The 26,532-nt window shown below is 43.8% G+C and carries 20 protein-coding genes and 1 pseudogene; 17 read left to right on the forward strand and 4 right to left on the reverse strand.

The features are described from left to right. Nucleotides 1-65 precede the first annotated feature (65 nt). The gene (locus tag ONT18_RS12460; RefSeq protein WP_264905033.1) at nt 66-968 is read right to left on the reverse strand and encodes an IS3 family transposase; all 903 of its coding nucleotides are present in this window, start codon (nt 966-968) and stop codon (nt 66-68) included. A 2-nt stretch (nt 969-970) separates the two neighbouring features. Continuing rightward, nucleotides 971-1,408 (reverse strand): transposase, encoded by a 438-nt coding sequence (locus ONT18_RS12465; RefSeq protein WP_089543290.1) that lies wholly within the window; start codon nt 1,406-1,408, stop codon nt 971-973. 12 nt (nt 1,409-1,420) lie between these two features. On the opposite strand from ONT18_RS12465, the gene ONT18_RS12470 reads away from it, so the two are divergent. Next, nucleotides 1,421-2,851 (forward strand): AAA family ATPase, encoded by a 1,431-nt coding sequence (locus tag ONT18_RS12470; RefSeq protein WP_264905845.1) that lies wholly within the window; start codon nt 1,421-1,423, stop codon nt 2,849-2,851. Between the two features lie 125 nt (nt 2,852-2,976). Continuing rightward, on the forward strand, nt 2,977-3,471 hold the full coding sequence (locus ONT18_RS12475; protein WP_264905846.1) for a hypothetical protein: 495 nt from the start codon (nt 2,977-2,979) through the stop codon (nt 3,469-3,471). A gap of 54 nt (nt 3,472-3,525) precedes the next feature. Here the strand turns inward: ONT18_RS12475 and ONT18_RS17345 are convergent. Further along, a pseudogene (locus ONT18_RS17345) lies at nt 3,526-3,780 on the reverse strand (leucine-rich repeat protein); the annotation flags it as partial. Between the two features lie 133 nt (nt 3,781-3,913). Between ONT18_RS17345 and ONT18_RS12480 the strand changes: the two are divergent. Genes ONT18_RS12480 through ONT18_RS12505 form a run of 6 tightly spaced genes read left to right on the forward strand, consistent with a single transcriptional unit; the run spans nt 3,914 to nt 14,360 of the window. Further along, the gene (locus tag ONT18_RS12480) at nt 3,914-7,384 is read left to right on the forward strand and encodes a SusC/RagA family TonB-linked outer membrane protein (RefSeq protein WP_264905847.1); all 3,471 of its coding nucleotides are present in this window, start codon (nt 3,914-3,916) and stop codon (nt 7,382-7,384) included. Nucleotides 7,385-7,390: 6 nt separating this feature from the next. Beyond that, nucleotides 7,391-8,941, forward strand: coding sequence for a RagB/SusD family nutrient uptake outer membrane protein (locus tag ONT18_RS12485; RefSeq protein WP_264905848.1), 1,551 nt, complete (start codon nt 7,391-7,393; stop codon nt 8,939-8,941). Between the two features lie 28 nt (nt 8,942-8,969). Further along, on the forward strand, nt 8,970-9,608 hold the full coding sequence (locus tag ONT18_RS12490; protein WP_264905849.1) for a fasciclin: 639 nt from the start codon (nt 8,970-8,972) through the stop codon (nt 9,606-9,608). A 4-nt stretch (nt 9,609-9,612) separates the two neighbouring features. Next, nucleotides 9,613-10,140, forward strand: coding sequence for a hypothetical protein (locus ONT18_RS12495; protein ID WP_264905850.1), 528 nt, complete (start codon nt 9,613-9,615; stop codon nt 10,138-10,140). A gap of 10 nt (nt 10,141-10,150) precedes the next feature. Next, nucleotides 10,151-11,509: a thioredoxin family protein gene (locus ONT18_RS12500; protein WP_264905851.1), complete on the forward strand. Its 1,359-nt coding sequence runs from the start codon at nt 10,151-10,153 to the stop codon at nt 11,507-11,509. A 22-nt stretch (nt 11,510-11,531) separates the two neighbouring features. Next, nucleotides 11,532-14,360: a M16 family metallopeptidase gene (locus tag ONT18_RS12505; protein ID WP_264905852.1), complete on the forward strand. Its 2,829-nt coding sequence runs from the start codon at nt 11,532-11,534 to the stop codon at nt 14,358-14,360. Nucleotides 14,361-14,539: 179 nt separating this feature from the next. Here the strand turns inward: ONT18_RS12505 and ONT18_RS12510 are convergent, their stop codons facing one another. Next, nucleotides 14,540-14,830, reverse strand: coding sequence for a putative quinol monooxygenase (locus ONT18_RS12510; RefSeq protein WP_264905853.1), 291 nt, complete (start codon nt 14,828-14,830; stop codon nt 14,540-14,542). Here ONT18_RS12510 and ONT18_RS12515 point away from each other — a divergent pair. The 9 genes from ONT18_RS12515 (at nt 14,829) to ONT18_RS12550 (ending at nt 26,514) form a co-directional block, all read left to right on the forward strand. Then, a complete protein-coding gene (locus ONT18_RS12515; RefSeq protein WP_264905854.1) occupies nt 14,829-15,155 on the forward strand; it encodes a hypothetical protein in 327 nt (108 codons plus the stop codon). The genes ONT18_RS12510 and ONT18_RS12515 overlap by 2 nt on opposite strands. Nucleotides 15,156-15,507: 352 nt before the next feature. Beyond that, nucleotides 15,508-16,482, forward strand: a complete 975-nt coding sequence (locus tag ONT18_RS12520) for an aldo/keto reductase (protein ID WP_117695501.1) — start codon at nt 15,508-15,510, stop codon at nt 16,480-16,482. A gap of 110 nt (nt 16,483-16,592) precedes the next feature. Beyond that, nucleotides 16,593-19,454, forward strand: coding sequence for a leucine--tRNA ligase (leuS, locus tag ONT18_RS12525; RefSeq protein WP_264905855.1), 2,862 nt, complete (start codon nt 16,593-16,595; stop codon nt 19,452-19,454). Nucleotides 19,455-19,532: 78 nt separating this feature from the next. After that, the gene (locus ONT18_RS12530; RefSeq protein WP_144154707.1) at nt 19,533-20,489 is read left to right on the forward strand and encodes a YitT family protein; all 957 of its coding nucleotides are present in this window, start codon (nt 19,533-19,535) and stop codon (nt 20,487-20,489) included. Nucleotides 20,490-20,571: 82 nt separating this feature from the next. Continuing rightward, nucleotides 20,572-21,183, forward strand: a complete 612-nt coding sequence (locus tag ONT18_RS12535) for a non-canonical purine NTP diphosphatase (protein WP_117728244.1) — start codon at nt 20,572-20,574, stop codon at nt 21,181-21,183. Nucleotide 21,184: 1 nt separating this feature from the next. After that, entirely contained in the window at nt 21,185-22,081 is an 897-nt protein-coding gene (locus ONT18_RS12540; RefSeq protein ID WP_118080632.1) for a glycosyltransferase family 2 protein, read from the forward strand. Between the two features lie 19 nt (nt 22,082-22,100). After that, complete coding sequence (locus tag ONT18_RS12545) at nt 22,101-24,131, forward strand: two-component regulator propeller domain-containing protein (RefSeq protein ID WP_264905856.1); 2,031 nt, start codon at nt 22,101-22,103, stop codon at nt 24,129-24,131. Nucleotides 24,132-24,133: 2 nt separating this feature from the next. Continuing rightward, nucleotides 24,134-25,087, forward strand: a complete 954-nt coding sequence (locus ONT18_RS17350) for an acyltransferase family protein (protein WP_367398933.1) — start codon at nt 24,134-24,136, stop codon at nt 25,085-25,087. A gap of 14 nt (nt 25,088-25,101) precedes the next feature. Next, a complete protein-coding gene (locus ONT18_RS12550) occupies nt 25,102-26,514 on the forward strand; it encodes a hypothetical protein (protein WP_264905857.1) in 1,413 nt (470 codons plus the stop codon). The last annotated feature ends 18 nt before the right edge of the window (nt 26,515-26,532 follow it).

Here is a 26,532-nt window from a genome sequence, read left to right on the forward strand (position 1 = left end):
AGGAGCTATCCCTAGAAAGGTTACGGTGATGATATTCTTTCAAATGCAAAGATACACATTTTCAACTAATTAGAAGAATTTTCCCAAGGATTTTTCCACATTTTCTGCTGTGGCCCCGCTTGAGTATGTGCAACAGATGGTGTTTGATTACCGATACTCATATGCGGTCTTTCGTCGTTATAAAACGCAATAATCCTGGTCAGTTCCTTCTTACATACTTTACGAGTAGGAATTGTCATCCTATAAAGCCATTCCGTTTTTAAAATGCCGTTTGCACGTTCTGCTATGGCATTCTCCAAAGGATCTCCTGTTTGAGTCATACTTATTTGTGAGCCATGACTTTTTAGGATAGACACATAATTCTGACTGCAATACTGGCTTCCTCTGTCAGAGTGATGGATGAGTCCTTTTGCAGTTTCTTCATCAATGCTTTTATATGCCATTTTAAGCGCTTCTAATGGATATACAGTTTCTAATGTTGGACCAACAGCCCATCCAACGATTTTATGGGAATACAGGTCTGTTATAAGCGAGAGGTAGCACACACCTTCATTGGTTTCAACATAGGTGATGTCACTTGCCCAAATCTGGTTCGGACGGGTAGGAACTACTCCCTTAATCAAGTTTGGATATTTGCGGTAATTATGGTCGGAATCTGTTGTCTTATAGCGCCTACGGCGCTTTATACGCACCATGAGCCCATGCTTACGCAGCATCTCAATAAATGCGTCACGACCAGGGAAACAGCCTGTATCCTCAAACATCTGTTTCAATATGGCATGCAACTTTACAGCTCCTAAGCCAGGATTTGACTTACGATACTCACGTGCCTTTTCAATGATGATAGACTCAATGACATCTTCAGCAAAGCCGTCAGAGACATTGCGCTTATTATATGCTTGCCGGGTGAAACCAAACAGCCCACATAGAGTGCCTAAACCTTGGCTCTGGCACTCTGTGCGGAGCAAGCTTACTGTTTGGTACCAGATTTTTTTCTCACAGGAATATTGAAGGTTTCTTCTGCGAGGTCAATCATGGTGGAGAATGCCTTAGAGCGAAGCTTCTCTAACTCCAAAGCCTTGCGGAGACGCTTAATCTCTGCATCTTTCTCTTTCAACTGTTCATTTGTTGTCTTTGCCATATCGTCACGGTTTTGGTCTTCTGGCGGCAAAGATAACAAATCTTTTTCATTTAAGAACTTATCCATCCAAGAAAATAGCACTGTACGACTGCTTATATAGTATTTCTTGATGATTTCTTCTGCTGGGAGCCCACTCTCCATATACTCTCGAACTATCATGATACGATCATCATCTGTAAAAGAGTAGCTATTCAACTCTACCTCACGGGTCTCAAACCAACCAGTGTCCTCATTATACACACGTTCAATTCTTGTCTTACGTTTCATTGTCACTTCTGTTTGTTCCTAAGTGACAACCTTTTTCAGGGAAGTACAATAAACTCCGATAGATCAGAGTTTATCGCCGTCTATGGAAGACGACGTGTAGGCAAGACTTTTCTCATCAGAAAAGCCGTAGAGGACCATTTTGCCTTCTTCATGACAGGAATGAACGGAGTTGCCAAAGGCGAACAGCTTGTCAACTTCAGCATTGCCCTGCAAAAATATACCCACTCCACCACTCTGCAGACATTCAAGAGCTGGCTGCTGGCATTCTATGCCCTGTCACAATACATAGAAACACTTCCGGAAGGCAAGAAAGTAATATTCATCGATGAATTGCCATGGATGGATACCGCCAAATCGGGATTCATACCTGCACTGGAAAACTTCTGGAACAGCTGGGCTGTACTGCGCAACGACATCAAACTCATCGTTTGCGGATCCGCCACCTCCTGGATGATCAACAACCTGATTCGCAACCGTGGTGGCTTGCACAACCGACTGACCCTTCATCTGATTGTAAAACCATTCACCCTGCACGAATGCGAAGAATACTTCAAGGCTTACCACTTCGGCTACAGCCGAAAACAGATAGCAGAATGCTATATGGTTATGGGAGGAATACCTTATTATCTGTCAATGATGGATAAATCGAAAAGTCTGGCACAGAACATCGACCAGCTGTTTTTCGCAGACAATGCAGAACTGAAAGAAGAATTCAACGACTTATACAGAGCTTTGTTTAAGAAATCAGCCGACCATATCGCCGTAGTTACTGCCCTTGCTACCAAAGGAATGGGTATGACCCGACAGGAACTGGTCAAGGCATCGGGAGAAAAAGATAATGGAGCCTTCTCTACTGTACTGGAAGAATTGGAACAATGCGGATTCATCCGTCTGTATGAACCATTCAGTACAGCCAATAAGATGACTTCCGACATTCGCCAAAAGCGAAACACCTTATTCCAGTTAGTAGATTTCTATACACTCTTCTACTTCCGGTTCATCAAGCACAACAAGTATCAGGATTCCAGTTTCTGGTCATCCTCCCAGAACAGTCAGCTATACCATACTTGGGCTGGCTTGTCTTTCGAGATGCTTTGTCTAAACCATATAGACAAAATCAAGCACGCCCTGGGAATTTCGGGAGTACAGACCTTGGTTTGCTCATGGCGAAGCAGCAACACAGAAAAGGGAACTCAAATAGACTTGCTGATAGACCGGAAAGATGAAACCATCAATATCTGTGAGATGAAATTCTACAAGAGCAAATTCGAAATCAGCAAGGAATATGAGGAGAAGTTGCTGGAGAAACTGCGTATCTTCACAGAAGAGACTAAGACTTCCAAATCGCTTCTCCTCACATTGATTACTTCTTTCGGATTGAAGCAGAACAAACATAGCGACATCGTACAGAAACAGATTACGATGGATGAATTGTTTATTTAATGAGACAAAGAACACACTCAGACTCTTAGCCTGTAAATTCTCCTCACATTTAAATGCTTGATTTACAAAATAATATTAAAAGTTCACAAGTTTGTGGTCCACAACCTTGTGAACTTTTTTTGCTTATGTTTGGAGAGAAGCTTCACCTGGATTGCATCCCTACAGAATATTGGGTGCCTTTCATCTGCTCCCGGTTCGAGAAATATGGTAAGAGTATATCTGAGGAATATGCTACAAGAATCTGTAAAACCGTAAAGAACTATTCTTCCTACGTGCAGCAACTAGCTTGGAACGTGATGGCAGAAACCGAGAAAGAAGTAAACGAAGAAACCTTACAAAGTGGCATCAGCGCCTTGCTGCAACAATGGCATGGTCTTTTCGTACAGCAAACCGAGGGCTTAACCACCTATCAACTCAATTTTCTGCGCCTCCTCTGCAGTGGCGTCCACTCAGGTTTCACCGCCCAGGCTGTAGCTGAAACCTATCCGCTGGGCAGCAAATCCTATATCGACCGCATCAAGAAAGCCCTCATCGACAAGGAATTGATCACCTTGGAAAAGGATGGAGTTTTCATCGCCGACTGTGTGTTCGAGCTTTGGTTTAAGAAGGAAATGATGTAAAATAGTACAGAATATAATCCCAAATGGCACCCAAAGGGTAGTAGCCTTGAAATTGGTAAACGTATTCTGGTCGATGTTGATAGGGAGAACGGTATAAGTATATACGTTGTTCAAATTGTTGCAATTGTTGAAAGCCATGTCACCGATACGCTCCAATGTGCTAGGAACTCTTACTTCCTGTAGTTTACTACAACCATCGAAAATGCTCTCTGCAATGGTGGTTAAGCCTGGGAGACTGATACTCTCTAGATTTGAGCAAGACTGGAATGCATTCAGGAATTCAAAGAATGTAAAAGGGGATAAATGCATGAAAGCTTAAGAAAAACACTTATTTAGAGGATTTCTGGCAAAAAAAATACATAAAATTTGCATATTCCATCAAAAAGTTGTTACTTTGCACTCCATAATAAAGAATGTATTTATTAATTTAACAGAGAGAGATATGCACAAAAACATCATCCGTTCTTGGCATCTGCTATGCATAGTAGGATGCTTGATGATAACTTTGTCTAACCCAGTTGCAGTATTGGCACAAACGGGAGAGATAAAATTATCTGTTTCCTTCAAGGAGAAAACTCTTTCGTCTATTTTGGACTACATCACCAAGAATAGCGATTATTCCATCAATTACACCAATGAGGTAAGGAACTATCCCGACAAGATGGTTGTCTCATTCGATGAAGCTACAGTAGAAAAAGCCGTTCAAGACTTGTTGAGCAAGACACCATTTACCTACAGCGTGAATGGTAAGTCTATCCGTGTATTCCGCTTGGACACCGGCCAAAAAGGTTCATTTTTCATAAAGGGTGTAGTAAAGGATACCGAAGGTGAGTTCATCCCTAACGCAACCATAAGGATAAAAGGTTCGCGAGAAGGTACCATCGCCGACACTGAAGGTAAGTTTACCTTATCTACCAATGTTTCTAACGGCGAGCTCATCGTGTCTGCCATCGGATATGCGCCCATGACCGTGAAATATAACAACGGCCGCCCAGTTAACGTCATCCTCAAGGAAGAGGGCAACCAACTTGGCGAGGTAGCAGTCATCGCATACGGTAGCCGTACTCGCCGTGATATGTTAGGCTCAGTCTCTTCCTTGAAGGGTGAAGCTCTCAAAGACGTACCAAGTTCCTCAATCGAAACCTTATTGCAAGGCAAGATGGCAGGTGTCGATGTATCCAACCTCTCAGGTCAGCCTGGCGGAAACGGCTCCAAGATTGTCATTCGAGGCTTTAGTTCCCTTAATCAGCAAGGTGTCAACGACGGTTCTCCGTTGTTTGTCGTTGACGGTGTCCCTGTCCAATCTTCTTCTACCTATACAGGAGGTATCAACCCACTTTCTTCTCTTGACCCTTCCAACATCGAGTCGGTCGAGGTTTTGAAGGATGCCACTTCCGCATCACTTTATGGCTCTCGTGCAGGTAATGGCGTCATCCTCATCACTACCAAGAAAGGTAAGAGTGGTAAGGTTGAATTTAACGCCAACGTATCCCAGTCTTTCTCTTGGCTCCCTGCCACCCCAACCCAGTTGCGTGGTAATGGTGAGCGCTTGATGAACCTTCTCTTGGCAAAGAACCAACGTGTCGGCGAATATGACTGGACGACCGATAAGGTTATCTTCCCGAATAATTACAAGGACACATGGGGATGGGATCCAAACAGTTATGGTGCATACGACTACCTTTGGAATAAGGGTAACATCACCACAGACGATTCCAACAAGATTCCTTCGTTAGCACAGGATTCCCTCAATACTTTCTATAATAACAGCACCAACTGGTGGAAGTATGCTTTTCGTGTCGGCCAGGTGACCAAGGCCGACCTTTCCATCTCCGGGGGCAACGACAATGTACGCTACATGGTAGCCGCAGGTATCTACAACGAGAAAGGTATCATGATCAACTCCAGTTTCTTGCGAGCCAACCTCATGTCCAATCTTGACTTCAAGATTACCCCAAAGGTAGATGCCTATACTCGCATCAACTTATCTTACACTGACCAAAAAGCAGCTACCACAGGCAAGGTACAAGGTCTCACTATTGATCCGAAGTTACAATCCACCCTCTTGCCAGGAAAAGGAAGCATCGCTGAAAAGACCGCTATGCAATCCTTGAGAGGAATCAATGGAGTGAACTCCAACTACAATATTCGATTGAGCGGTGGACTCAACTATAACATCATCAAGGGGTTGAAGCTCTCGCTCTCGGCCGCTATCGACCACTACAACACTCGTCTCAATACCTTTACGCCAGACTATCTGACCTACAAGAAATTATCCAAGTCAGAAGGACAGAACATCGGCATGACGATGATTCAGAGCGAGAACTATCTCACCTATAAGTTCGACCTCAAGGAAAAGCACTTCTTCGAGTTGATGGGCGGTTTCTCCTACAACCGTGACCAGCTCAACACTGTTGGCGGTTCTGCCTATGGCGGCCCTACCAACCAAATCCACTATGTAGGTGAGGAATGGCCATCATTACGCCAAGACGAATATGGCACCTATGAGGCATTGCAGACGTACAACAGCAACCAGGAAGTACAAGAGATGATGAGTCTCTTCGGTCGCTTGGCATACAACTACAAGCACAAGTACCTTGCAGAATTTTCCCTTCGTTCCGACGGTTCTTCTGTCTTCGGTAGCAACGTGAGATGGGGAACATTCCCTGCTGTGGGCTTGGGCTGGACATTCAGTGACGAACCATTCATGAAAAATCTCTGGTGGCTCAGCTTCGGTAAGTTCCGTGCATCTTGGGGACGCTCTGGTCAGAAGTTCAACGAGGCTTACCTTGCGTTGGGAACCATGAGTAGCAGCAACACATTCTTAGGTAATTCAGGTTTGATACCAGGACTTCTCGCAAACAACCAGCTCACTTGGGAGAAAAACGACCAATATGACTTAGGTCTCGACCTTCAGCTCTTCAACTATCGCTTGCAAGTGAAGTTGGATTACTACTACAAATACTCCCATGCCTTGCTGATGCAGACCTCAACCCCAGGAAACTTCTTCTTGGCAGACAAGATGTGGAACAACTCTTCCGCCATATCCAACGAGGGTATTGAGTTTGAGATTTCCGCAGATATCATCAAACGAAAGAACTGGCAGTGGACACTGGGCTTCAACATCTCTCACGACCGCAACCTCTTCCGCAAGTCATACGGAAGTGAGGACTTGAGCGACAAGGTATTGGGCCGCCCAGTCTATGGCATCTACACCTATCACGACGAGGGCATCGTACAGGATGACTCCCAGATACCATATTATTACAACGCATCAGGTAAGCTCGTACCATTGAGTTTCAATAACAGCGAGAACTATCAGTTGCGTGTGGGTGGTCGTAAAATCAAGGACTTCAATCAGGATGGAACCATCAACAACAACGACAAGTACTATGCAGGCAGTACCTTGCCAAGTGCCTTCGGGGGTATCAGCAACCGTATTTCGTACAAGAACTGGACACTCGACATGATGATGAGCTATACCATTCGACGCAAAATGATGAACATGGTGAAGAACTCTGCATTCAACTTCACCAAGACCTTCGGCACCATCATGGCAGATCCAAGCAAGGTAACCTTCTGGCAGAAGCCTGGCGATGAAACCGACTATCCATCCTTGGAGTTCGCAGACCAAGGCTACATAGGACAGTTTGATGGCGACATCGACTCCAATATCGAGAATGTCAACTATCTACGTCTCAAGTCCATTACCTTATCTTATGAGATGCCTGCCAAGTGGTTTAAAAACAAAATCAAGGGACTGAGCCTATATGTCACAGGTCAAAACCTCTTCTTGTGGACCAACTACTCAGGTACAGACCCTGAAGTCGTTGATCCTTACACAGGCAAGGATACGGGTCAGCAGTACCCATTGAACCGTTCAGTAACATTTGGCTTTAACTTAAAATTTTAACAAGACATGAAGAAGAAACTATTTATAGCCGCCATCTGTGCGGCAGGATTGGTGTCATGCGACTTGGAGCAGATTCCAGAGAACCAAGTCACCTTCAACAATGCATTCAAATCAGAAAATGAGTTGAATGCCACTACATCCTCCATACTATTCTTCGAGAACGCCTTCTTAGGCAAAAACGATGCCTTCATCGCAGCAGGTGCCAAGGCTGACAATCTCGGTTGGAACAATGAACTACGTGATTGGAACCCACGCTATGCCAAAGACCAAGATGGTCAGTGGACTGGTCTCTACAACGTTATCTATGAGTCAAACTTACTCCTTGACAACATTGGCAAGACAAAAGGTTTGTCGGAAGAACGCTATAATTTCCACAAAGGACAAGCCTACTTTGCCATGGGACTTTCCTATTTTTTCTTGGCACAACGATACGGCGACTGCGTGATCACCAAGAATTCCACCGACATCGTGATGTATGGTCGATCTCCGATGATAGACGTACTCAACAAAGCTATCAGCAGTGCAGAGGCTGCTTTCAGCATCTTGCCAACATACGACAAACTAAGAGGTTTGAACAACACTTCCATCACGAGCCGTCAATATGCCTCCAAAGGCAACAGTGCCGCTCTTCTGGCTCAGATTTACGCTTGGAAAGGTAGTGTAGAAGAACTTTACGGTTTACAAGGCAACCCTAAGGAAGACTATCAGAAAGCCATCGACTACGCCACTCTCTTGATAGAAGGTAAAGTGGGCAACTATAGCTTATGCTCTTCTCCTGAAGAACTCTGCCGCAAGCTTTCCCATCCAGAAGAGACAAATCCAGAAGCTATCTTCACCTTGACATTCGACAAGGCACGTTCTGAGGACAGTCAAACACCAAACGACGTGGCAACAGCCTACCTCAGCTGGCCAGTAAAAGAGACAGCACAGATGGGTAACATTCCATACGACAACTATCTTCAACTCTACCCTTCTACCGTCGAGGAAATGTACCCAGACCCATCCGACCAACGTAAGCAAGCCTTCTTCTACGACATCGACAACCCTGTGGAGGTAGATGGTATCCAATATGCCATCCCTTACAAGTTCCGGGAGTGTATCTACACCCAAAACGAGTTCTCAGAGACAGGCAAAGACTTTCGTTCACTGAATGCGGACTACGTGTATTGGCGACTTGCTGACATTATCCTGCTCCGTGCAGAATGTTACAACAAGTTAGGACAGACAGACCTTGCCATCGCAGACCTCAACACCATCCGTAATCGTGCCGGTGCGGAAGCTTATCCATCCATCTATGATGACGGCGACCTCAAGAAAGCCATCTTCAAGGAACGTGAAAAGGAGTTATTTGGCGAGAACGATGAGCGTTACTATGACATCATCCGCAACAACTACATTTTGGAGGAATTACACGGCAAGTTCCAGACCTTGACCGCTAACGACATCCAGAATGGTGCTCTCTTCCTTCCAATTCCAAGCAACGCTTATTCTGATCGTGACGGAAAGGTAACAAACACTATGATACGCCAGACCATCTACTGGATGCGCTACATGTAAATCATCTTAAAATAAAGAAAACAAGAAAATGAAAAAGATATTTCTCCTAATAGTAGTAGTGGTAGCAACCTTAGGGTTCACCACCTCCTGCACCAAGTATAACTTCGCCGACACTGGTACATCCGTCGGCTATCACGATTGCACCATGTGGGACTATTTCAAGCAAGATTCCTACAACTGGGACTCTCTCGTAATCATGGCAGAGCACGCTGGTCTCCAAGAGATATTTATGGGCACCAGTTCCTATGGCAAAAACTTGACAGTGTTTGGCATGACCAACCACAGCATTCGCCGTTATCTTTTGCAGAATGGTTATGAACAGATAGCAGATGTACCCGTAGAGGACTGTCGTAACTTCATCCTTTCCTCCATCATCGAGGGCAATCAAGTTATCCAACTCGACGACTTTACACCTGGCATTGCCTCAACTGATCCGAGTACAGTCATCGGACAAGGTGGTAAGACATACACGATGCTCTCTGGAAAACAGCTTTGGATTTACACCTATCGTGAACCATACGGAGGTGTGCCACAGGCTGGCCCTAAGAAAATCTATCTTGCCTCCGAAGCTGCAGGAAAAACCAGCGAGGTTGCTTCCTGCAACATTATGACTCAGACAGGAGTCGTACACGCTTTAAGTTATGATTTCACTCCAACAGATTTTTAACAAAATGAAAAGATTATATAGTAAAATCAGTTTCGTGGCAATCACCCTCATCTCACTAATATCACTATCGAGTTGCCATAATATGCCTGTAGGCTATCTCAAGGCTGAAAACGCAGGATATGAACCAGATACCTTGGTTGCCTATCAGGAAGTAGATGAATATGCCCCTCAAGTAACCGACAATTCTCCTTGGACTTCGTATGCTATCCAAGGCGTAGCAGGTACAGTGCCTATCACCTACGAGTTTTACGACGTAGAAGCTACAGAGGGAGGTGATGCCGCTGCTTTCCGTCAAGCCATCCAGGAAGGAACCATCCGTCTTCAAGGTAGTTTGATTCAAGTATTCTATGCTGCCTCCAAGAACTTACCTGTAGGTAGATATAGCATCAGCTTGAAAGTGCAGAACGAGGATCACTCTGCCCTTCTTCCACACATCTTCACAGTCATCATCAAGAAGAACGAGTTCGGAGATTGGGACAATGGTTCCTATGGAGACGAAGACACCAACTATACATCATTAAGAACTAAATAGAAGAAAAGATATGATAAAAAATATTAGTATATTGCTCTTTGCAGCAATTCTCTCTCTCTTCAACCTTGAGCCTTGCATGGCTCAAGGCAAGAGTAAAGAAGATGTACCAACAGATGCCACCACACAAAGTGGCATTCGTTTTTTCCAAGGCTCTTTCCAGCAAGCCCTCAACGAGGCTAAGAAGCAGCATAAGCCTTTGTTTGTTGATTTCTATGCCCAATGGTGCGGGCCTTGCAAACGCATGGCAAAGACCATTTTCACTCAAGACTCCATCGGAAAGTACTTCAACGAGAAGTTCATCAGCATACAGATTGATGCCGAAAAGCCAGAGAATGTTGCCATTGCCAAACAATACAAGATTGAGGCATTTCCTACCTTGGCATTCATCGCCAATGACGGAAAGGCAATCTCCATATCTGTAGGTGCGATGGGAGCAAGGGAATTGTTGGAAGCTGGCAAAACCGCCGCGGGCGATGTCATCGGATTTAAGGAACTCTACGAACAATACCGTGCCAACCCTTCCGACTTGGACATCCAACAGAAGGTACTACAACAAGCCCCTAAGTTTCTTATGGCACAAGAAGGCATGGATGCCGAGAAATGGGTAGTCAGAATCAGAAAGATGTTCAGTGCCTATATCCAAGCCAAGTTAGGTCCAAGTCTCATCAACCGTACAGACTATCTCATCATCACACAATTAGGTGGCGACGACATCGAACAGCAACAAAAGATAGCTGACTTCATCAACACCAATCTTCCAGCTTGGCAGAAAAATGTCGGCGATGCTGCTGCCTATTATGTCATTGAGTATAATGACAAGCGCATCGAGGACCTTGCCAAGGAAGGAAATCTAAGCTACAAGGACTATGTGGCTAAGATTTCCGGGGAGTACAAGCCTTCCTATTCCGTTATTTCCTTCGTTGGTAATTTCGACCCAGCCAAGTCGTCTGCCAAATATGCCGATGCCATCTATGTCATCTACAAGGACAAGGATATCAAGAAGTACTTGGAGCTGATGGACGAATACTTCAAGTTGATGGGTGAGAACGCCACACCGGCCGACTATGGTAAGGCTGCACAGAATCTTTATTACGCAGCTGGCAAGAAACTCGCTCCTGCCGACCACGAGATTGCCATCAATTGGGTGGAAAAAGCATTGACAGGTGAAACATCCGTCGTTGACCGCATCAACTACCTCGTCATGATTGGCGACAGCTACACGGCGATAAAAAAGTATGAGGATGCTACCAAATACTATCGCCAAGGTTACGTGGAGTCGCTTCAACTCAACAATATGACACAAGTACAGGCTATGATTCAGGCTACTATTGCCCGCAAGTTAGCTACACTTGAACTCTTACAGAAATAAACGGTTTGAAAAGATAAACAGAATGAAAAGATCTATCTATACTCTTGCATTACAGATGGTAATTACCATCTGTATGCTATTCGTACCGATTTGCAGTCAGGCACAAATCAACGGTTTAGTACAAGGTAAACTCCCTAACGGACTCACCTATTATATATTGCGTGACCCAAGCAACGCTGGAGAGGTAAACTTTTATTTGTACCAAAATGTGGGTGCTATCTTGGAGACAAACAAGCAATATGGTTTGGCACATTTCTTGGAACACATGGCGTTCAATGCCACCGAACACTTTCCTCATGGAGTCATGACTTACCTCCGTGACCACAGTTTGGTATTCAATGCCCAAACAGGCATTAACGAGACCCGATTTCAAGTCAACAATGTACCTGTAGCAGACAGTGAAGTGACGGCATCTATGATGTTGTTGCTCAAAGATTGGTGCAATGGCATCAAGATACTACCCAAGGATGTGGAAAAGGAAGCAAACATCATCTCGGAGGAATGGAGACAAAGTCGCAACGTCAACAAGCGCTTGACGGAAGCCATCGCTCCTTACATCTACAATCACAGTGATTATGCCACCCATAACGTCATCGGTTCAGAAAAACAGATTCATAGTTACACAGCCAAGGACATCAAGACTTTCTACCAGCAGTGGTATCGCCCAGAGTTGCAGTGTGTCGCCATTATCGGTGATATCGAGCCTACAGAATACGAGAAAGAAGTAAAACGTATCTTCGGGGCAATTCCTGCCTCCAAGAAACCTATAACGAGGGAGAATGCACTCGTCCCAGAAAATGACACACCCCTCTACTACCGTTTCATTGACAAGGAGAACACTTCGAATTCCATCGGTATTTACCAACGTAACCTTGCTATAACAGACCCTACGAAACGTGATGTAGTGGGCGACCAACTCAAGGCTCGCCTCTTCCAACGCTTAGCTTCCCAGGAATTGGCTATGCTGCGCAATGATGCAAAGGAAGAATTCATCACAGCCACCGTCAGTTACTCACCATTGGTGCGTCAATATGACCAGAACGCCTGGGACTTCGTACCATATGCTGGCAAGGAACAAGCAGCCCTCAAACAAATCCTTGCTATTCGTGAGCGTATCTATCGCCAAGGATTCGATAGCGAAGAGTTTGAGCAAGCCAAGGAAGCCCTCTACAATGAGATGAAACCTCTGATGGAATCTGATAACCTGGGAACTCCCGACAACTGGATGGATGTTTTCAAACAGAACTATCTGTATGGTATGCCGCTGGAATCCTTCCATCAACAGATCAGACGTTCCGTGGAGAGTTTAGTAGATATGGAGGTAGAAGATCTAAATGCTTGGGTTCGTTCCTGGATGAACGACAAAAACCTCAGTTTCATTACCTATTCAGCCAATCCATCCGACATGAACGTGCCATTAGCACAGTTCCAAAAGATTTTGGCTGAAGTAAAGGAAGACCCCATATTGGCTTTCGACAAACCTGCATCCATCAGTCAACTCATTGACTACAAAATTACACCAGGAAAGATTAACAAGAGTACACTCATTAAGGACATGAATGTAACCGAATGGACCCTTAGCAATGGTGCCAAAGTACTCTACAAATACCTGCCTGATGCAAGAAAGACAATATACTTTGTCGGTTCTGCGATGGGTGGTAACTCATTGGTTACCTCAAAGGATCTCCCCTCAGAGAAAGCAATGCAGTCGCTCATTATGCAATCTGGTCTATACAAGTACAGCCGTAATCAACTCTACGAATGGCTACAGAATAAAGACATCCAACTTTCACTCTCCATCAATGACTACACCGATGGTGTAGGTGGAAATACGACTGTGGCACATGCAGAAGGCTTCTTCCAGTACCTCCACTTAGTGTTGACTAAACAGAATTTCAATCCAGCTGTTTTTAATAAGTTTGTGGAGAAAAGCAAGTACCTCTATTCCAATAGGAGCAAGACGGGCATGAGTGCCGTACAAGATTCCATCAACACCATCTTATACCCACCGTCAGAAGACAACCCACGTGAAGACCTGGCATTTTATAATCGTATGAGACTTCAAGATCTACCACGTCTCTTTAACGACCGTTTCGGCAATGCCGCCTATTTCACCTTCTGCTTAGTAGGTGCTTTGCCAGAACAAGAAGCACGCCAGATAATAGAGAAGTATGTGGCTTCCTTGCCTGGGACGCCAGGAGTAGCACCACGTCAGTACAAGTTAAAGAACATCTCTTCACCAAAACGTGAAATAACTTGTGAGTTGGAAGCAGATTTGGAAGGCGACTTAGGAGAAATAGAATTATCTTTCACCAACGACAAACCACTTTCTGCCAAGGAACAAATTGCCCTCAATGTGGTGAAAGATCTGGTACAAGCTCGCCTCTTCGATGAACTTCGCGAGAAAGAAGGTGGAGTATATTCCATTGCCGTAGATGCCGACTACCAACAAGTACCTCGTTTCATGGAAGAGTTGAAGATTCATTTCACAACTGAACGTGAGAAAGCTACCAGGATGAAACAACGTGCTTATGAAATCTTGGCTGAGATTCGTACAAATGCTTTCACGGAAGAAAACTTCAAGAAAGTGTATATACCATTAGTCATTGAGCAAGAGGCACAACAGAAAGCTGAGAGAGAGACAACGGAAAGCACAGAAGAGACTGATCCAATGCTTTGGATTGCCATACTCAATGCTTACGTTGAGGGACAGAAAGACAAACCAGAGGTAAGTAACTTTAGGGACATAACACGACAAGATGTAGCAGATGTCCTTGACAAGCTCATGAAGGGAGCAAAGAAACGAGACATCACCGTTAAGTCAAGGCTAGAGCAACAATCCGATTTCTAAAGTCTATTTTTACTCATAAAAGTTCCACTACCAATAACTTGTAGGGGAAATTAGGGGACATTCTCCTCTAATTTCCCCTAATTTTTCAATTTAGAGTTTTTTCCAAATAGACACTCATGAAAAAGTTGTGCAAGACTATGTGAAGTTTCATGCTACATATCGTCTTTAAGGAAACTTTGTTATTTCTCAAACTGAAATTGTTCCAGTTTCAATCCATGCTTGGTCAAAGCCTCTATTTGAGGAACCAATGTGGTAAAGTGAGCAGACTCCATGTGAGTTTTCAGCACCTTAGCATTCTGCCAAGTCTCACATATCATCATCACGCCATCACGAGTACCACTAACGAAATAATCATAGGCAATGTTGCCTTCTTCATCCAATGACTTTTCCACTAACTCCTGACACAGGGCATTAAGTTGCTCCATATCCACTCCTTCTTTCACTTCAAAAAATACATTCAGTCTTATCATGTCTGTAATATTTAAATTTATACTTTCAAATACTGTCGGTGCAAAAGTACTGAATAATACTGAAAGTCATCTATTTTTAAATGATTTTTTAATATCTTTTGCCTCATATAAACAAAAAGCCCAGCGAAAGAGCAACAATATGACAAATTTAGGACCTAAAGCCAAAGAACATTCTCGGTCGCCATTTGTTTCGCATGAGTTGGAGATGTTCTTCATCGTCTGCCACCAAGAAATTATAAACCGCTGTGGCACCAGCAAACTTGTTGCACCACGATTAGATGTCGGCACATCTTCCTATCACACTGCTAACTTTTATTTCTTATAGTACAAAAAGTCTTCCTTAAAAGTGTATTTTGATAAAACATATCAAACAAACAGAATGTTTTTCCATAACCAATCGACCTTTACTACATCCCCACTTACTCTTCCATATCGAAAAAAATATAATTTTTATTCAATACAACGATTATATTGAATATTTTTATTACCTTTGCGATGTAGAAAAGGAAGAGCCGGCAGGCTCCTAACCACATACCGGTGAAGAGTGGTGAAGAGTGGGTGAAGAGTGAACAAAAACTCTTCACCACGCCAAATGCCTTGTTTATAGGCATTTACAAAGGAAAGGTGAAGAGTGAAGAGTTTCTGGCTCTTCGCCGTAATAAAAAATATAAGGAATAATGGACATTAAAGGTATTTATCATGCTGACGCCAATCGCTATAGCGATGCAGAAGCGCTCTACAAGAGATGCGGCAAGAGTGGTATCTTGCTGCCTAAAATAAGTTTGGGATTCTGGCACAACTTCGGAGAGGTAGATCCTTACGAAAGAAGTCGTGCCATCACTCACTATGCCTTCGACCATGGTATCACCCACTTCGACCTGGCTAACAACTATGGACCTCCATACGGAAGTGCAGAGGAAACGATGGGCAGACTGATGAAAGATGATTTCAAACCCTATCGTGATGAACTCTTTATATCAACCAAAGCAGGTTATGATATGTGGGAAGGTCCTTACGGCAACTGGGGTTCCCGTAAGTATCTGATGGCCAGTCTGAATCAGAGTCTCAAGAGAATGAATCTCGAGTATGTTGACCTCTTCTACAGCCACCGCTACGATCCGAACACACCGCTCGAAGAAACCCTTCAAGCCATGGTAGACATCGTGAAGCAAGGCAAAGCTCTTTATCTCGGCATCAGCCGCTGGCCACTGGAAGCCCTGAAGTTTGCTGACCAATATCTGAAGGAGCGCGACTGTCCGCTGCTCATTTTCCAGGACAGACTCAACATGCTCGACCATGCGCCACAAGAGAATGGAACCTTAGATTATTGCGCAGAAAACGGCATCGGTTTCATCTCGTTCTCACCTCTGGCACAGGGACTTCTCACCGACCGATATCTCAACGGAATACCGGCAGACAGCCGTATGGCAAAAGAGCATTTTCTGAAACACTCTGCTCTAACTCCAGAACTGCTGGAACAGCTCAAGAAATGGAACGCAGAAGCAGGAGAAAGAGACGAAACACTCGCCGAAATGGCACTTGCCTGGATATTGCAGCAGAAAGGTGTAACCAGCGTATTGGTAGGAGCCAGCTCTACCGCCCAACTGGAAAAGAACATGAAGTGTGTGCATGCTAAGACATTAAATTCATAAAAAACTTGCATTTTATTTTGTTATGTGCCAAAATAAATGTAATTTTGCACCTTGAATAGGGTTATACCTTATTATATTTAAGAAAAGAAACATAATTATTAGATAAAACAATGGAATACAACTTCAGAGAAATCGAGAAGAAATGGCACCAGAAATGGGTCGAGAACAAGACCTACAAGGTGACTGAGGATGAAAACAAGAAGAAATTCTATGTGCTCAACATGTTCCCTTATCCATCAGGAGCAGGTTTGCACGTAGGTCACCCACTTGGTTATATCGCTAGCGATATCTATGCACGCTACAAGCGTTTGAACGGATTTAACGTACTGAACCCTATGGGTTACGATGCTTACGGATTGCCTGCAGAGCAGTATGCTATCCAGACAGGTCAGCACCCAGAGGTTACTACCGTAGCCAACATCAACCGCTATCGTGAGCAGCTCGACAAAATCGGCTTCTCTTTCGACTGGGACCGCGAGGTTCGTACCTGCGACCCTAAGTATTACCATTGGACTCAGTGGGCTTTCCAGAAGATGTTCAACTCATTCTTCTGCAACAGCTGCCAGAAGGCTCAGCCTATCGAGAAGCTCATCAAGCGCTTCGAGGAGAAGGGTTCTGCTGACTTGAACGTAGCTCAGAACGAGCAGATTGACTTCACTGCCGAGGAGTGGAACAGCTACGACGACGTGAAGAAGCAGCAGATTCTGATGAACTACCGCATCGCTTACCTCGGCGAAACCATGGTTAACTGGTGCCCAGGTCTGGGTACTGTGCTTGCCAACGACGAGGTAGTAAACGGCGTAAGTGAGCGTGGCGGTTACCCTGTCATCCAGAAGAAGATGCAGCAGTGGTGTTTGAGAACATCTGCTTACTCTCAGCGTCTGCTCGACGGTTTGGAAACCATCCAGTGGAGCGACAGTATCAAGGAAACACAGAAGAACTGGATTGGCCGTTCTGAGGGTACAGAGGTAGTATTCTCTGTAAAGGACAGTGACGTGAAGTTCACCATCTTCACTACCCGTGCCGATACTATGTTTGGTGTAACCTTCATGGTTCTGGCTCCAGAGAGCGAATATGTTCAGCAGGTAACTACTGCCGAGCAGAAGGAAGAGGTAGAGAAATATCTCGACTACGTGAAGAAGCGTACCGAGTTGGACCGTATGGCTAACCACAGCGTAACAGGTGTATTCTCAGGAAGCTACGCCATCAATCCATTCACCGGCGAGGCAATCCCAGTATGGATTTCAGAATATGTATTGGCAGGATATGGTACAGGTGCCATCATGGCTGTGCCAGCTCACGATAGCCGTGACTACGCTTTTGCCAAGCACTTCAACCTGCCTATCATTCCTCTTATCGAGGGTGCTGATGTTTCAGAGGAGAGCTTCGATGCCAAGGAAGGCATCGTAACCAACTCACCTGTAGCAGGAAAGAGCAGCATGGATGGTTTCTCTCTGAACGGACTCACCGTGAAGGAGGCTATCGCAGCTACCAAGAAGTTTGTTACCGAGAAGGGCATCGGCCGAGTAAAGGTAAACTATCGTCTCCGTGACGCCATCTTCTCACGTCAGCGCTACTGGGGTGAGCCATTCCCTGTATATTACAAGGACGGAATGCCACAGATGGTTCCAGAGGAGTGCCTGCCACTCGAATTGCCAGAGATTGAGACCTACAAGCCAACAGAGACTGGCGAGCCACCATTGGGCAGAGCCAAGAAGTGGGCTTGGGATACAGAGAAGAAAGAGGTGGTTGACAAGAGCCTCGTAGATAACAAGACTGTATTCCCACTGGAGCTCAACACTATGCCAGGTTTCGCAGGTTCTTCTGCTTACTACCTGCGCTACATGGATCCTCACAACGATGAGGCACTCGTAGGCAAGAAGGCTGATGAGTACTGGCAGAACGTGGACCTCTACGTAGGTGGTTGCGAGCATGCTACCGGTCACTTGATTTACTCTCGTTTCTGGAACAAGTTCCTCTTCGACCTCGGCGTAAGCTGCAAGGAAGAGCCATTCCAGAAGCTGGTGAACCAGGGTATGATCCAGGGCCGCTCTAACTTCGTTTACCGCATCAACAGCGATGACCACGACAAGGCTCCTGTATTCGTAAGCCTGAACCTGAAGAAGGATTACGACGTAACTCCTATCCACGTAGATGTAAATATCGTAAGCAACGATGTATTGGATATCGAGGCATTCAAGGCTTGGCGCCCTGAGTATCAGAACGCTGAGTTCATCCTGGAGGATGGCAAGTACATCTGCGGATGGGCCATCGAGAAGATGTCTAAGAGTATGTTCAACGTGGTGAATCCAGATATGATTGTCGAGAAGTATGGTGCTGATACCCTGCGTCTCTACGAAATGTTCCTGGGTCCTGTAGAGGCCAGCAAGCCTTGGGATACCAACGGTATCGACGGTTGCCACCGCTTCCTGAAGAAGTTCTGGGGCTTGTTCTATGAGAACCGCTCAGACAACTTCCTTCCATCAGCCGACGAGGCAGCGAAACCAGAGAGCCTGAAGAGCGTTCACAAGCTCATCAAGAAGGTAAGTGAGGATATCGAGAAGTTCTCTTACAACACTTCTATCTCAGCCTTCATGATTGCCGTGAACGAACTCGGTCAGCAGAAGTGCCGCAACAAGGAACTCCTGAAGGATCTCGTCATCCTCATCGCTCCATTCGCTCCACACATAGCAGAAGAGTTATGGGAGGCACTTGGCGAGCAGGGCAGCGTCTGCGATGCAGCATGGCCTAAGTATGATGAGCAGTATCTGAAGGAGAACGACATGCAGCTCACCATTTCCTTCAACGGTAAAGCTCGTTTCCAGATGACTTTCCCTGTGGATACTCCTAACGAGGAAATCCAGAAGCAGGTATTGGCAGACGAGAAGAGCCAGAAGTACTTGGAGGGATTCAACGTATTGAAGGTAATCATCGTACCAAAGAAGATCGTCAACGTGGTGTTGAAAAAGTAATTTATTGATAATATACAGAAGGTCGTCTCATCTAAAAATGGGCGACCTTCTGTGCTTTAAAAATACGAGGAAAATATTATGCAAATAGCAATCAGTCAAACAATTAAGAATGAGTGCAAGGATTATTTCTACATCACCCTTGGACTCTTGCTTTACACATTTGGATGGACCATTTTTCTGCTTCCATACCAGATAGTAACGGGTGGCGTAACGGGTATCGCAGCCGTGATTTACTACGGCACGGGAATACCTATCTATTTGTCTTATTTTCTCATTAATGCCGCCTTGCTGCTTGCAGCGCTGAAGATTCTGGGATTCAAGTTCATGGTGAAGACCGTCTATGCCATCATCATGCTCTCCGTGTTCCTGGCGCTGGCGCAAGACTGGATGATAGGTGAAGATGGCAAGATGGTGCAGATATTGGGAGAGGGACAGGACTTCATGTCGCTCATCATCGGCTGTCTGTTTACGGGTTTATCACTCGCCATCGTCTTTCTGCATAATGGAAGTACAGGTGGAACGGATATCATTGCTGCCATCGTCAACAAATATCACAACATCTCGCTGGGCCGTGTGCTCATCTTCGTGGATCTCCTCATCGTGGGCAGTTCATTCTTTGTCTTCAATGCGAAACCAGAGTTTACCACGATAGATGCCGTTAGAAAGGTAGTATTCGGTCTCTGTACGATGGTGATAGAAAACCTGGTACTCGACTATGTGATGAATGCCAAGCGAGAAAGTGTGCAGTTTATGATATTCAGCAAGAAATATCAGGAGATAGCCAATGCCATCGGTATGCAGATGGATCATGGCGTAACCATTCTCGATGGCCACGGCTGGTACACGGGCAACGAGATGAAAGTGCTCTGTATTCTGGCAAAGAAGAACGAGAGCGTCACCATCTTCCGTATCGTCAAGATCATCGACCCAAATGCCTTTGTAAGTCAGAGTTCCGTAATCGGTGTGTATGGCGAGGGATTTGATGAGATGAAGGTGAAAATCAAAGATAAAGACATTAAAACAATTAAAAGTTAAAAGTTTATAGCGGCTTCGCCGTATAGCAAGAAGCACTATTGCAAGAATGCCCTATAAACTATTAACTATAAATTATAAACTTATGAAAAGGATAGTTTTTGCAACAAATAACCAGCATAAGCTCCAGGAGATTCGCGACATCCTGGGCAGCGACTACGAAGTAGTATCGCTGAAGGAGATAGGATGCGATGTGGATATTCCTGAAACAGGCAACACATTGGAAGAGAATGCCTTGCAGAAGGCGCAGTATGTTTATGACCATTACCACGTAAGTTGCTTTGCCGATGATACCGGTCTGGAGGTAGAGGCACTAGATGGTGCCCCTGGTGTTCACAGTGCCCGCTATGCTGAGGGTACCGACCACGACAGTGAGGCTAACATGGCTAAGCTGTTGAGAGAACTGGATGGTAAGGAAAACCGCCAGGCCCGCTTCCGCACCGTTATCTGCTACATCGAGAAGCAGGATGTATGTCCTTGCGGCTGCACCAGCATCAAGAAAATCCACCAGTTCGAGGGTATCGTAAACGGCCATATCGCTACCGAGAAGCATGGTACCGAAGGCTTCGGCTACGACCCAATCTTCGTTCCTGAAGGATATGACCAGAGTTTTGCTGAGCTGGGTGAGGAAATCAAGAACGGCATCAGCCACAGAGCCAGAGCCGTGAAAAAACTCGTGGAATATCTGAAGAAATAATATGATCAATTCTCTTTCGATACTAATCCCTACATATAATAATGTATGCCTTGAGCTTGTAAAGTCCTTACAAGCTCAAGCCGCTGCATTGCCCGATTTCGAGTACGAAATTCTGGTGGCAGACGATGGCAGCACCGACCGCCTCACCATCTATGAAAACCGCGAGATACGCTCGCTACCCTACTGCCGCTATATCGAAAGAGAAAAGAACGTGGGCAGGGCGGCCATCCGCAACTTTCTGGCAGAAAAAGCCCTGCATCCCTGGTTGCTGTTCATAGATAGCAATATGCAAGTAATTCATCCTCAATATCTTACCACATACCTGCAATCAGAAGAAAGCGACGTTATCTATGGTGGATACCAGATTAAGCGAAACGATGAGAAATACCAACACAATCTGCGCTACATCTTTGAGTGCATCGGTACCCAGAATGCTGACTACAAGCAGCGCCAAGCCAATCCATACGGAGATTTCCATACCTCCAACTTTATGGTAAGGCAAGACATTATGCTGCAATATCCACTGGATGAGCGATTTATCACCTATGGCTACGAAGACGTGCTATGGGGAAAAACGCTCCAAGAAAACCAAATCAAGATATTGCATATAGACAATACATTGGGATATGAGAATTTCATCGGCAACATGAGTTTCCTCTATAAGACAGAAGAGAGCCTGCGCACCCTCAACCAGTTTAAGGAAGAACTGCAGGGCTACTCCAAAGTACTGGATTATGCCCTGAAAATGAAACGCTGGCATCTCTATCCATTCTGCCAAAAACTATATCCCCTGCTCAGTTTGCCAATAAAAGCTAGGCTCACAGGCAATAAACCCAGCATTTTCTGGTTTAATATATATAAGTTATTATACTATATACATTTAGACAGAAACATATAAAAACGTAGCATAACCCAATATGAACAAGAAGATATCAGTCATCATCATAGCGCTGCTGCTTCAGGTAGTACAACTGCAAGCAGCCATAGGCGACTGGAAAGCCTACATGGCGTACCACAACGTACAGGAGATAGAACAAGCCGGAAACCTGGTATTTGTCCAGGCTTCCAACAACCTATATGTCTACAATCAGAACGACCAGAGCATCCAGACATTCAGCAAGATAGACTATCTGAGCGCTTGCGACATCGAGCACATCGCCTACTGCCAAGCTGCCCATCGCCTGCTCATCCTCTATAGCAACTCCAACATCGACCTCATGAACACGAGTAATTATGAGGTTACCAATCTGGCAGATTACTATAATGCCTCTACCACAGGCGACAAGACCATCTATGATATCTATGTAAACGACAAATATGCCTACATGAGCAATGGTTTCGGCATCGTAAAAGTAAACGTGGCAGATGGAGAAATCAGCGATACATACAACTTAGGCTTCAAGGTAAACTGGTGCGAAATCAAGGATAATTGCATCTATGCCTATAGCCAAACAGATGGTCAATATCGCGCTCCCCTCTCAGTTAACTTGCTCGATAAGAACAACTGGAGCAAGGTGGGAGGCTATGCTGCAAAACAGCAAGCAGACAAGAGCGAACTCAAGCAGATGGTAAGCACGCTGAATCCTGGAGGACCAAAGTATAACTATTTTGGCTTCATGAAGTTTGCCAACAATCAACTGTATACTTGTGATGGTGGATTTGCAGTAGGCATCTCTAGAAAAGGCTGTATCCAGATGCTAAAGAATGAAGAATGGAACATCTATCCAGACGACAACATAAGCTCTAAGACAAATGTAACTTATGAAAATTTGGAATGTCTGGACTATGACCCTACTGATACAAGTCATATCTTTGTAGGAGGCAGAAATGGTCTCTACGAATACAAAAATGGAAACTTCGAAAAATATTATAACTACGAGAACTCTCCAATAGAAAGATATAATAACAGAAGCAAAGAATACGAGCTCATAACGGGAGTGAAATTTGACAAAGAGGGCAATCTTTGGATGCTGAATAGTCAAGCTCCGACTCAATCGCTTATAGAATTTACTAAAGATAAGCAATGGATAAGCCATCAGCTACCTGACTTGATGAAACTTGACGATGCAGGTTTTACCAATAAGAGTCTTGGCTTATTGGGAAATATGCTGATTGATAGCAGAGGCCTCTTATGGTTTGTCAATAACCACTGGATTGTACCTTCTCTCTATTGTTATCAGTTTTCTGAAGACAATTCGGAAGAAAGACTTAACGCTTTCACTAGTTTTGTAAATGAAGATGGAACAGAAGTATCAGTAGGTGCTGTGAGATGCGCAGCAGAAGACAAGGATGGCAATATCTGGATAGGCACCAGTGCTGGTCCTTTATTATTAGATCCTAACCAGATAACAGCATCTGCACCAACATTTACCCAAGTGAAAGTACCTAGAAATGATGGCACTAACTATGCAGACTATCTGCTGAGTGGAATAGACGTTTCTTGTATAGCTGTAGATGGAGCCAACCGCAAATGGTTTGGTACCAAAAAAAATGGCATATATCTTATCAGTGAGGATAATCTATCAGAAATACATCATTTCACCACACTTAATAGTCCTCTGCTTTCCAACGGAATAGAATCTATCGCCATCAATGAAAAAACGGGCGAAGTATTTATTGGAACAGACAAAGGTCTATGCTCATATATGTCTGACTCCAGTACTCCAAACGAAAGCATGACTTCTGATAATGTGTGGGCTTATCCTAATCCTGTAAAACCTGACTACACAGGACTTATAACCATAGTAGGACTGAGCCAAAACGCCGATGTCAAGATACTTACTTCGAATGGTAGGATAGTAAATGAAGGCAAGAGTAATGGCGGTACATACACCTGGAATGGTTGTGATGCTAATGGGAAAAAAGTAGCCAGTGGCATATATATGGTTGCTACTGCCACTAATGATGTGGAAAAAGGCACTGTCTGCAAAATAGCTATTATAAAGTAATAATGAGACAACTGACGTATGTAAGTTATATAAAAATATGGGCAATGATAATCGTGGTATTTTATCATTGCCTTTGCGGCTATAGCAATATATGGGGTGAAGAATATTCTTGGCAAACAGTACCCACATGGTATCATCTATCCCATATATTGGTATATTTCCACATACCCATTTTTACCCTAATGAGTGCATATTTATACGGACATTTAAGTTGCTCAGGCAGATACCAAAGTTCGTGTTCCTTTATCTGTAAAAAGACAAAACGCCTCCTTATACCATATATCGTGTGGGGCTTACTCATCTGTATCATTCAAAAATGGGACTTGACATATTTACTATGTGGAATATCACATCTATGGTACTTATTCTTTTTATTTGAAGCCTTTATCATATTCCATTTCATCAATAAAATTCCTCATTGGAGCAAATACATTTTACTTATATCCTTATATTCAGCGTGTTGTATTATCAACTATTATAATCCGACTCCCTTTATGGGAATAGGTTATTTTGTTAGATATATGCCCTATTTCATCATAGGCTATTATATATACTTCATCTTAGAAAGAGACATCATAAAGAAAAAGGTTGCTTCTTATACAGCAATCGCATGCTCACTTCTATTTGCACTAGAGTATGTATTAGACAACAACAAATTCATACTCGCAGGATTGAGCCTCCTCCTCATTATCTGCATCACCATCCTAAGCAAACAAAATGAAACACAGCTGGTAGGCAGAAAAAGAATATTAAAACTGGATAAATATGCGATGGGTATATATATCATACACCATATCATCATACTGGAGACCAATAGTTCCACCCTAGGACAGCAATCTATGGAGCATTACATCCTTTATCCCATCGTGCTATTCATTATGAGCCTTGGCATATCTTGGCTCATCACATACATCTTGCAAAAGTCAAAACTTGGAAATATTATAATCGGCTCTTAATAATTCACATAACAATGTATAATAACAAAAGATTCATAACATTTATCATCATAAGCGCACCAATCATCTTATTGGGAATTTTGCAGATATTACCAACATTTGATGATTGGACAACTTTGTCGGCTCCCAACAGAGATCCAAATTTCCTACAATATTTTCTTCCTTATGGAATGACTTGGCGACCAGGAGATGCCCTCATTGGCTATGTCAATGGATTAAGCCCTAAGTTTTTTCCTACCTTGAATCATATCCTTGTATTCACCTCACATATAGGAAGTATGATTATGGTATATCTTATCATACAAAAGCTAGGATTTAAGCCAATATCCAGAAATATCGCCACCATATTTTTCTATATATCCCCCTGTGTACTAGGAAATATCCTTAGTTGCGATGCTACCAACCAAAGTTTTGCACATTTCTTTGGAATCCTATCTGTATATCTATATTTAAGTATCAACAACAAATATAAATATATAGCATGGACCATTTGCGTCTATCTATCAGCAGCCTTCAAGGACAATGGCATAGCCTGGGCCATTATTCCCCCTATCGTAAGCTTTGCCTTCCTAAAAATAGAGAAAGAAACATTAAGGGAAGACTTGATGATAGGCTTAGCCATTGCCATCATATATGGCGTGATAAGACTCACCATTCCCCATAACCTATTTATCAATGCCAGCTATGCTGATGATATAGTCAGCCTACACAGCCGTATTAAAGGATTTGTTACTTGGATAGGATATACATGGTTTTCTGCTGATTATATATGCATTGTACATCAGCCTAGCAGAAATCTTCTTGTGGCAACATTAACTCTATTCATGTCTCTTCCACTTATGATAATATTGTGGAAAAACAAAAATATATGGCAAGGTAAGACCATCTTTTGCTTATTGGCAGCTTTCACTCTAGTAGTATCTCCTAATCTACTCATCAGCATGACCATCATGAACGCTTATGGCTCACTGGGCATAGCTGCTATTATTATGGCCTACTTAATAGAGAAAAGTCAGTTATCAAAGAAAAAGATATCTACCTTATTATATTTATATATTTTATCTGCAGCCATTGTAGATATTCACCATTGGTATAACGCATGGCAAACTTCTCTTCCTGAAAAGAGCATATCACAAGCCATCGTTCAAAAGACAGGAAAACCTGTGGATAAAGCATACTGCATATTGATAAAAGATGATTATCCCAAGTACTCATCCTTCTGCGTACCCAAAGATGAAACTATTGGTTGGGGAAGGTCTATTTGGCATGCCACAGGATACAAATGGCCCCAAGACGTAAACGATACTACCATCGACAGAACTCATAAGGCTAAAGAAATAGCTTATAGCATAGCCAACCATAAAATAAAACATGGCTATAAAGCTGTTTGGATAGTAAACAAAGAAGAAGTAACAGTCATTAAATAATCATAAATTAAAAACATC

It is taken from the genome of Segatella copri (genome assembly GCF_026015295.1).
Lineage (GTDB): Bacteria > Bacteroidota > Bacteroidia > Bacteroidales > Bacteroidaceae > Prevotella > Prevotella copri_C.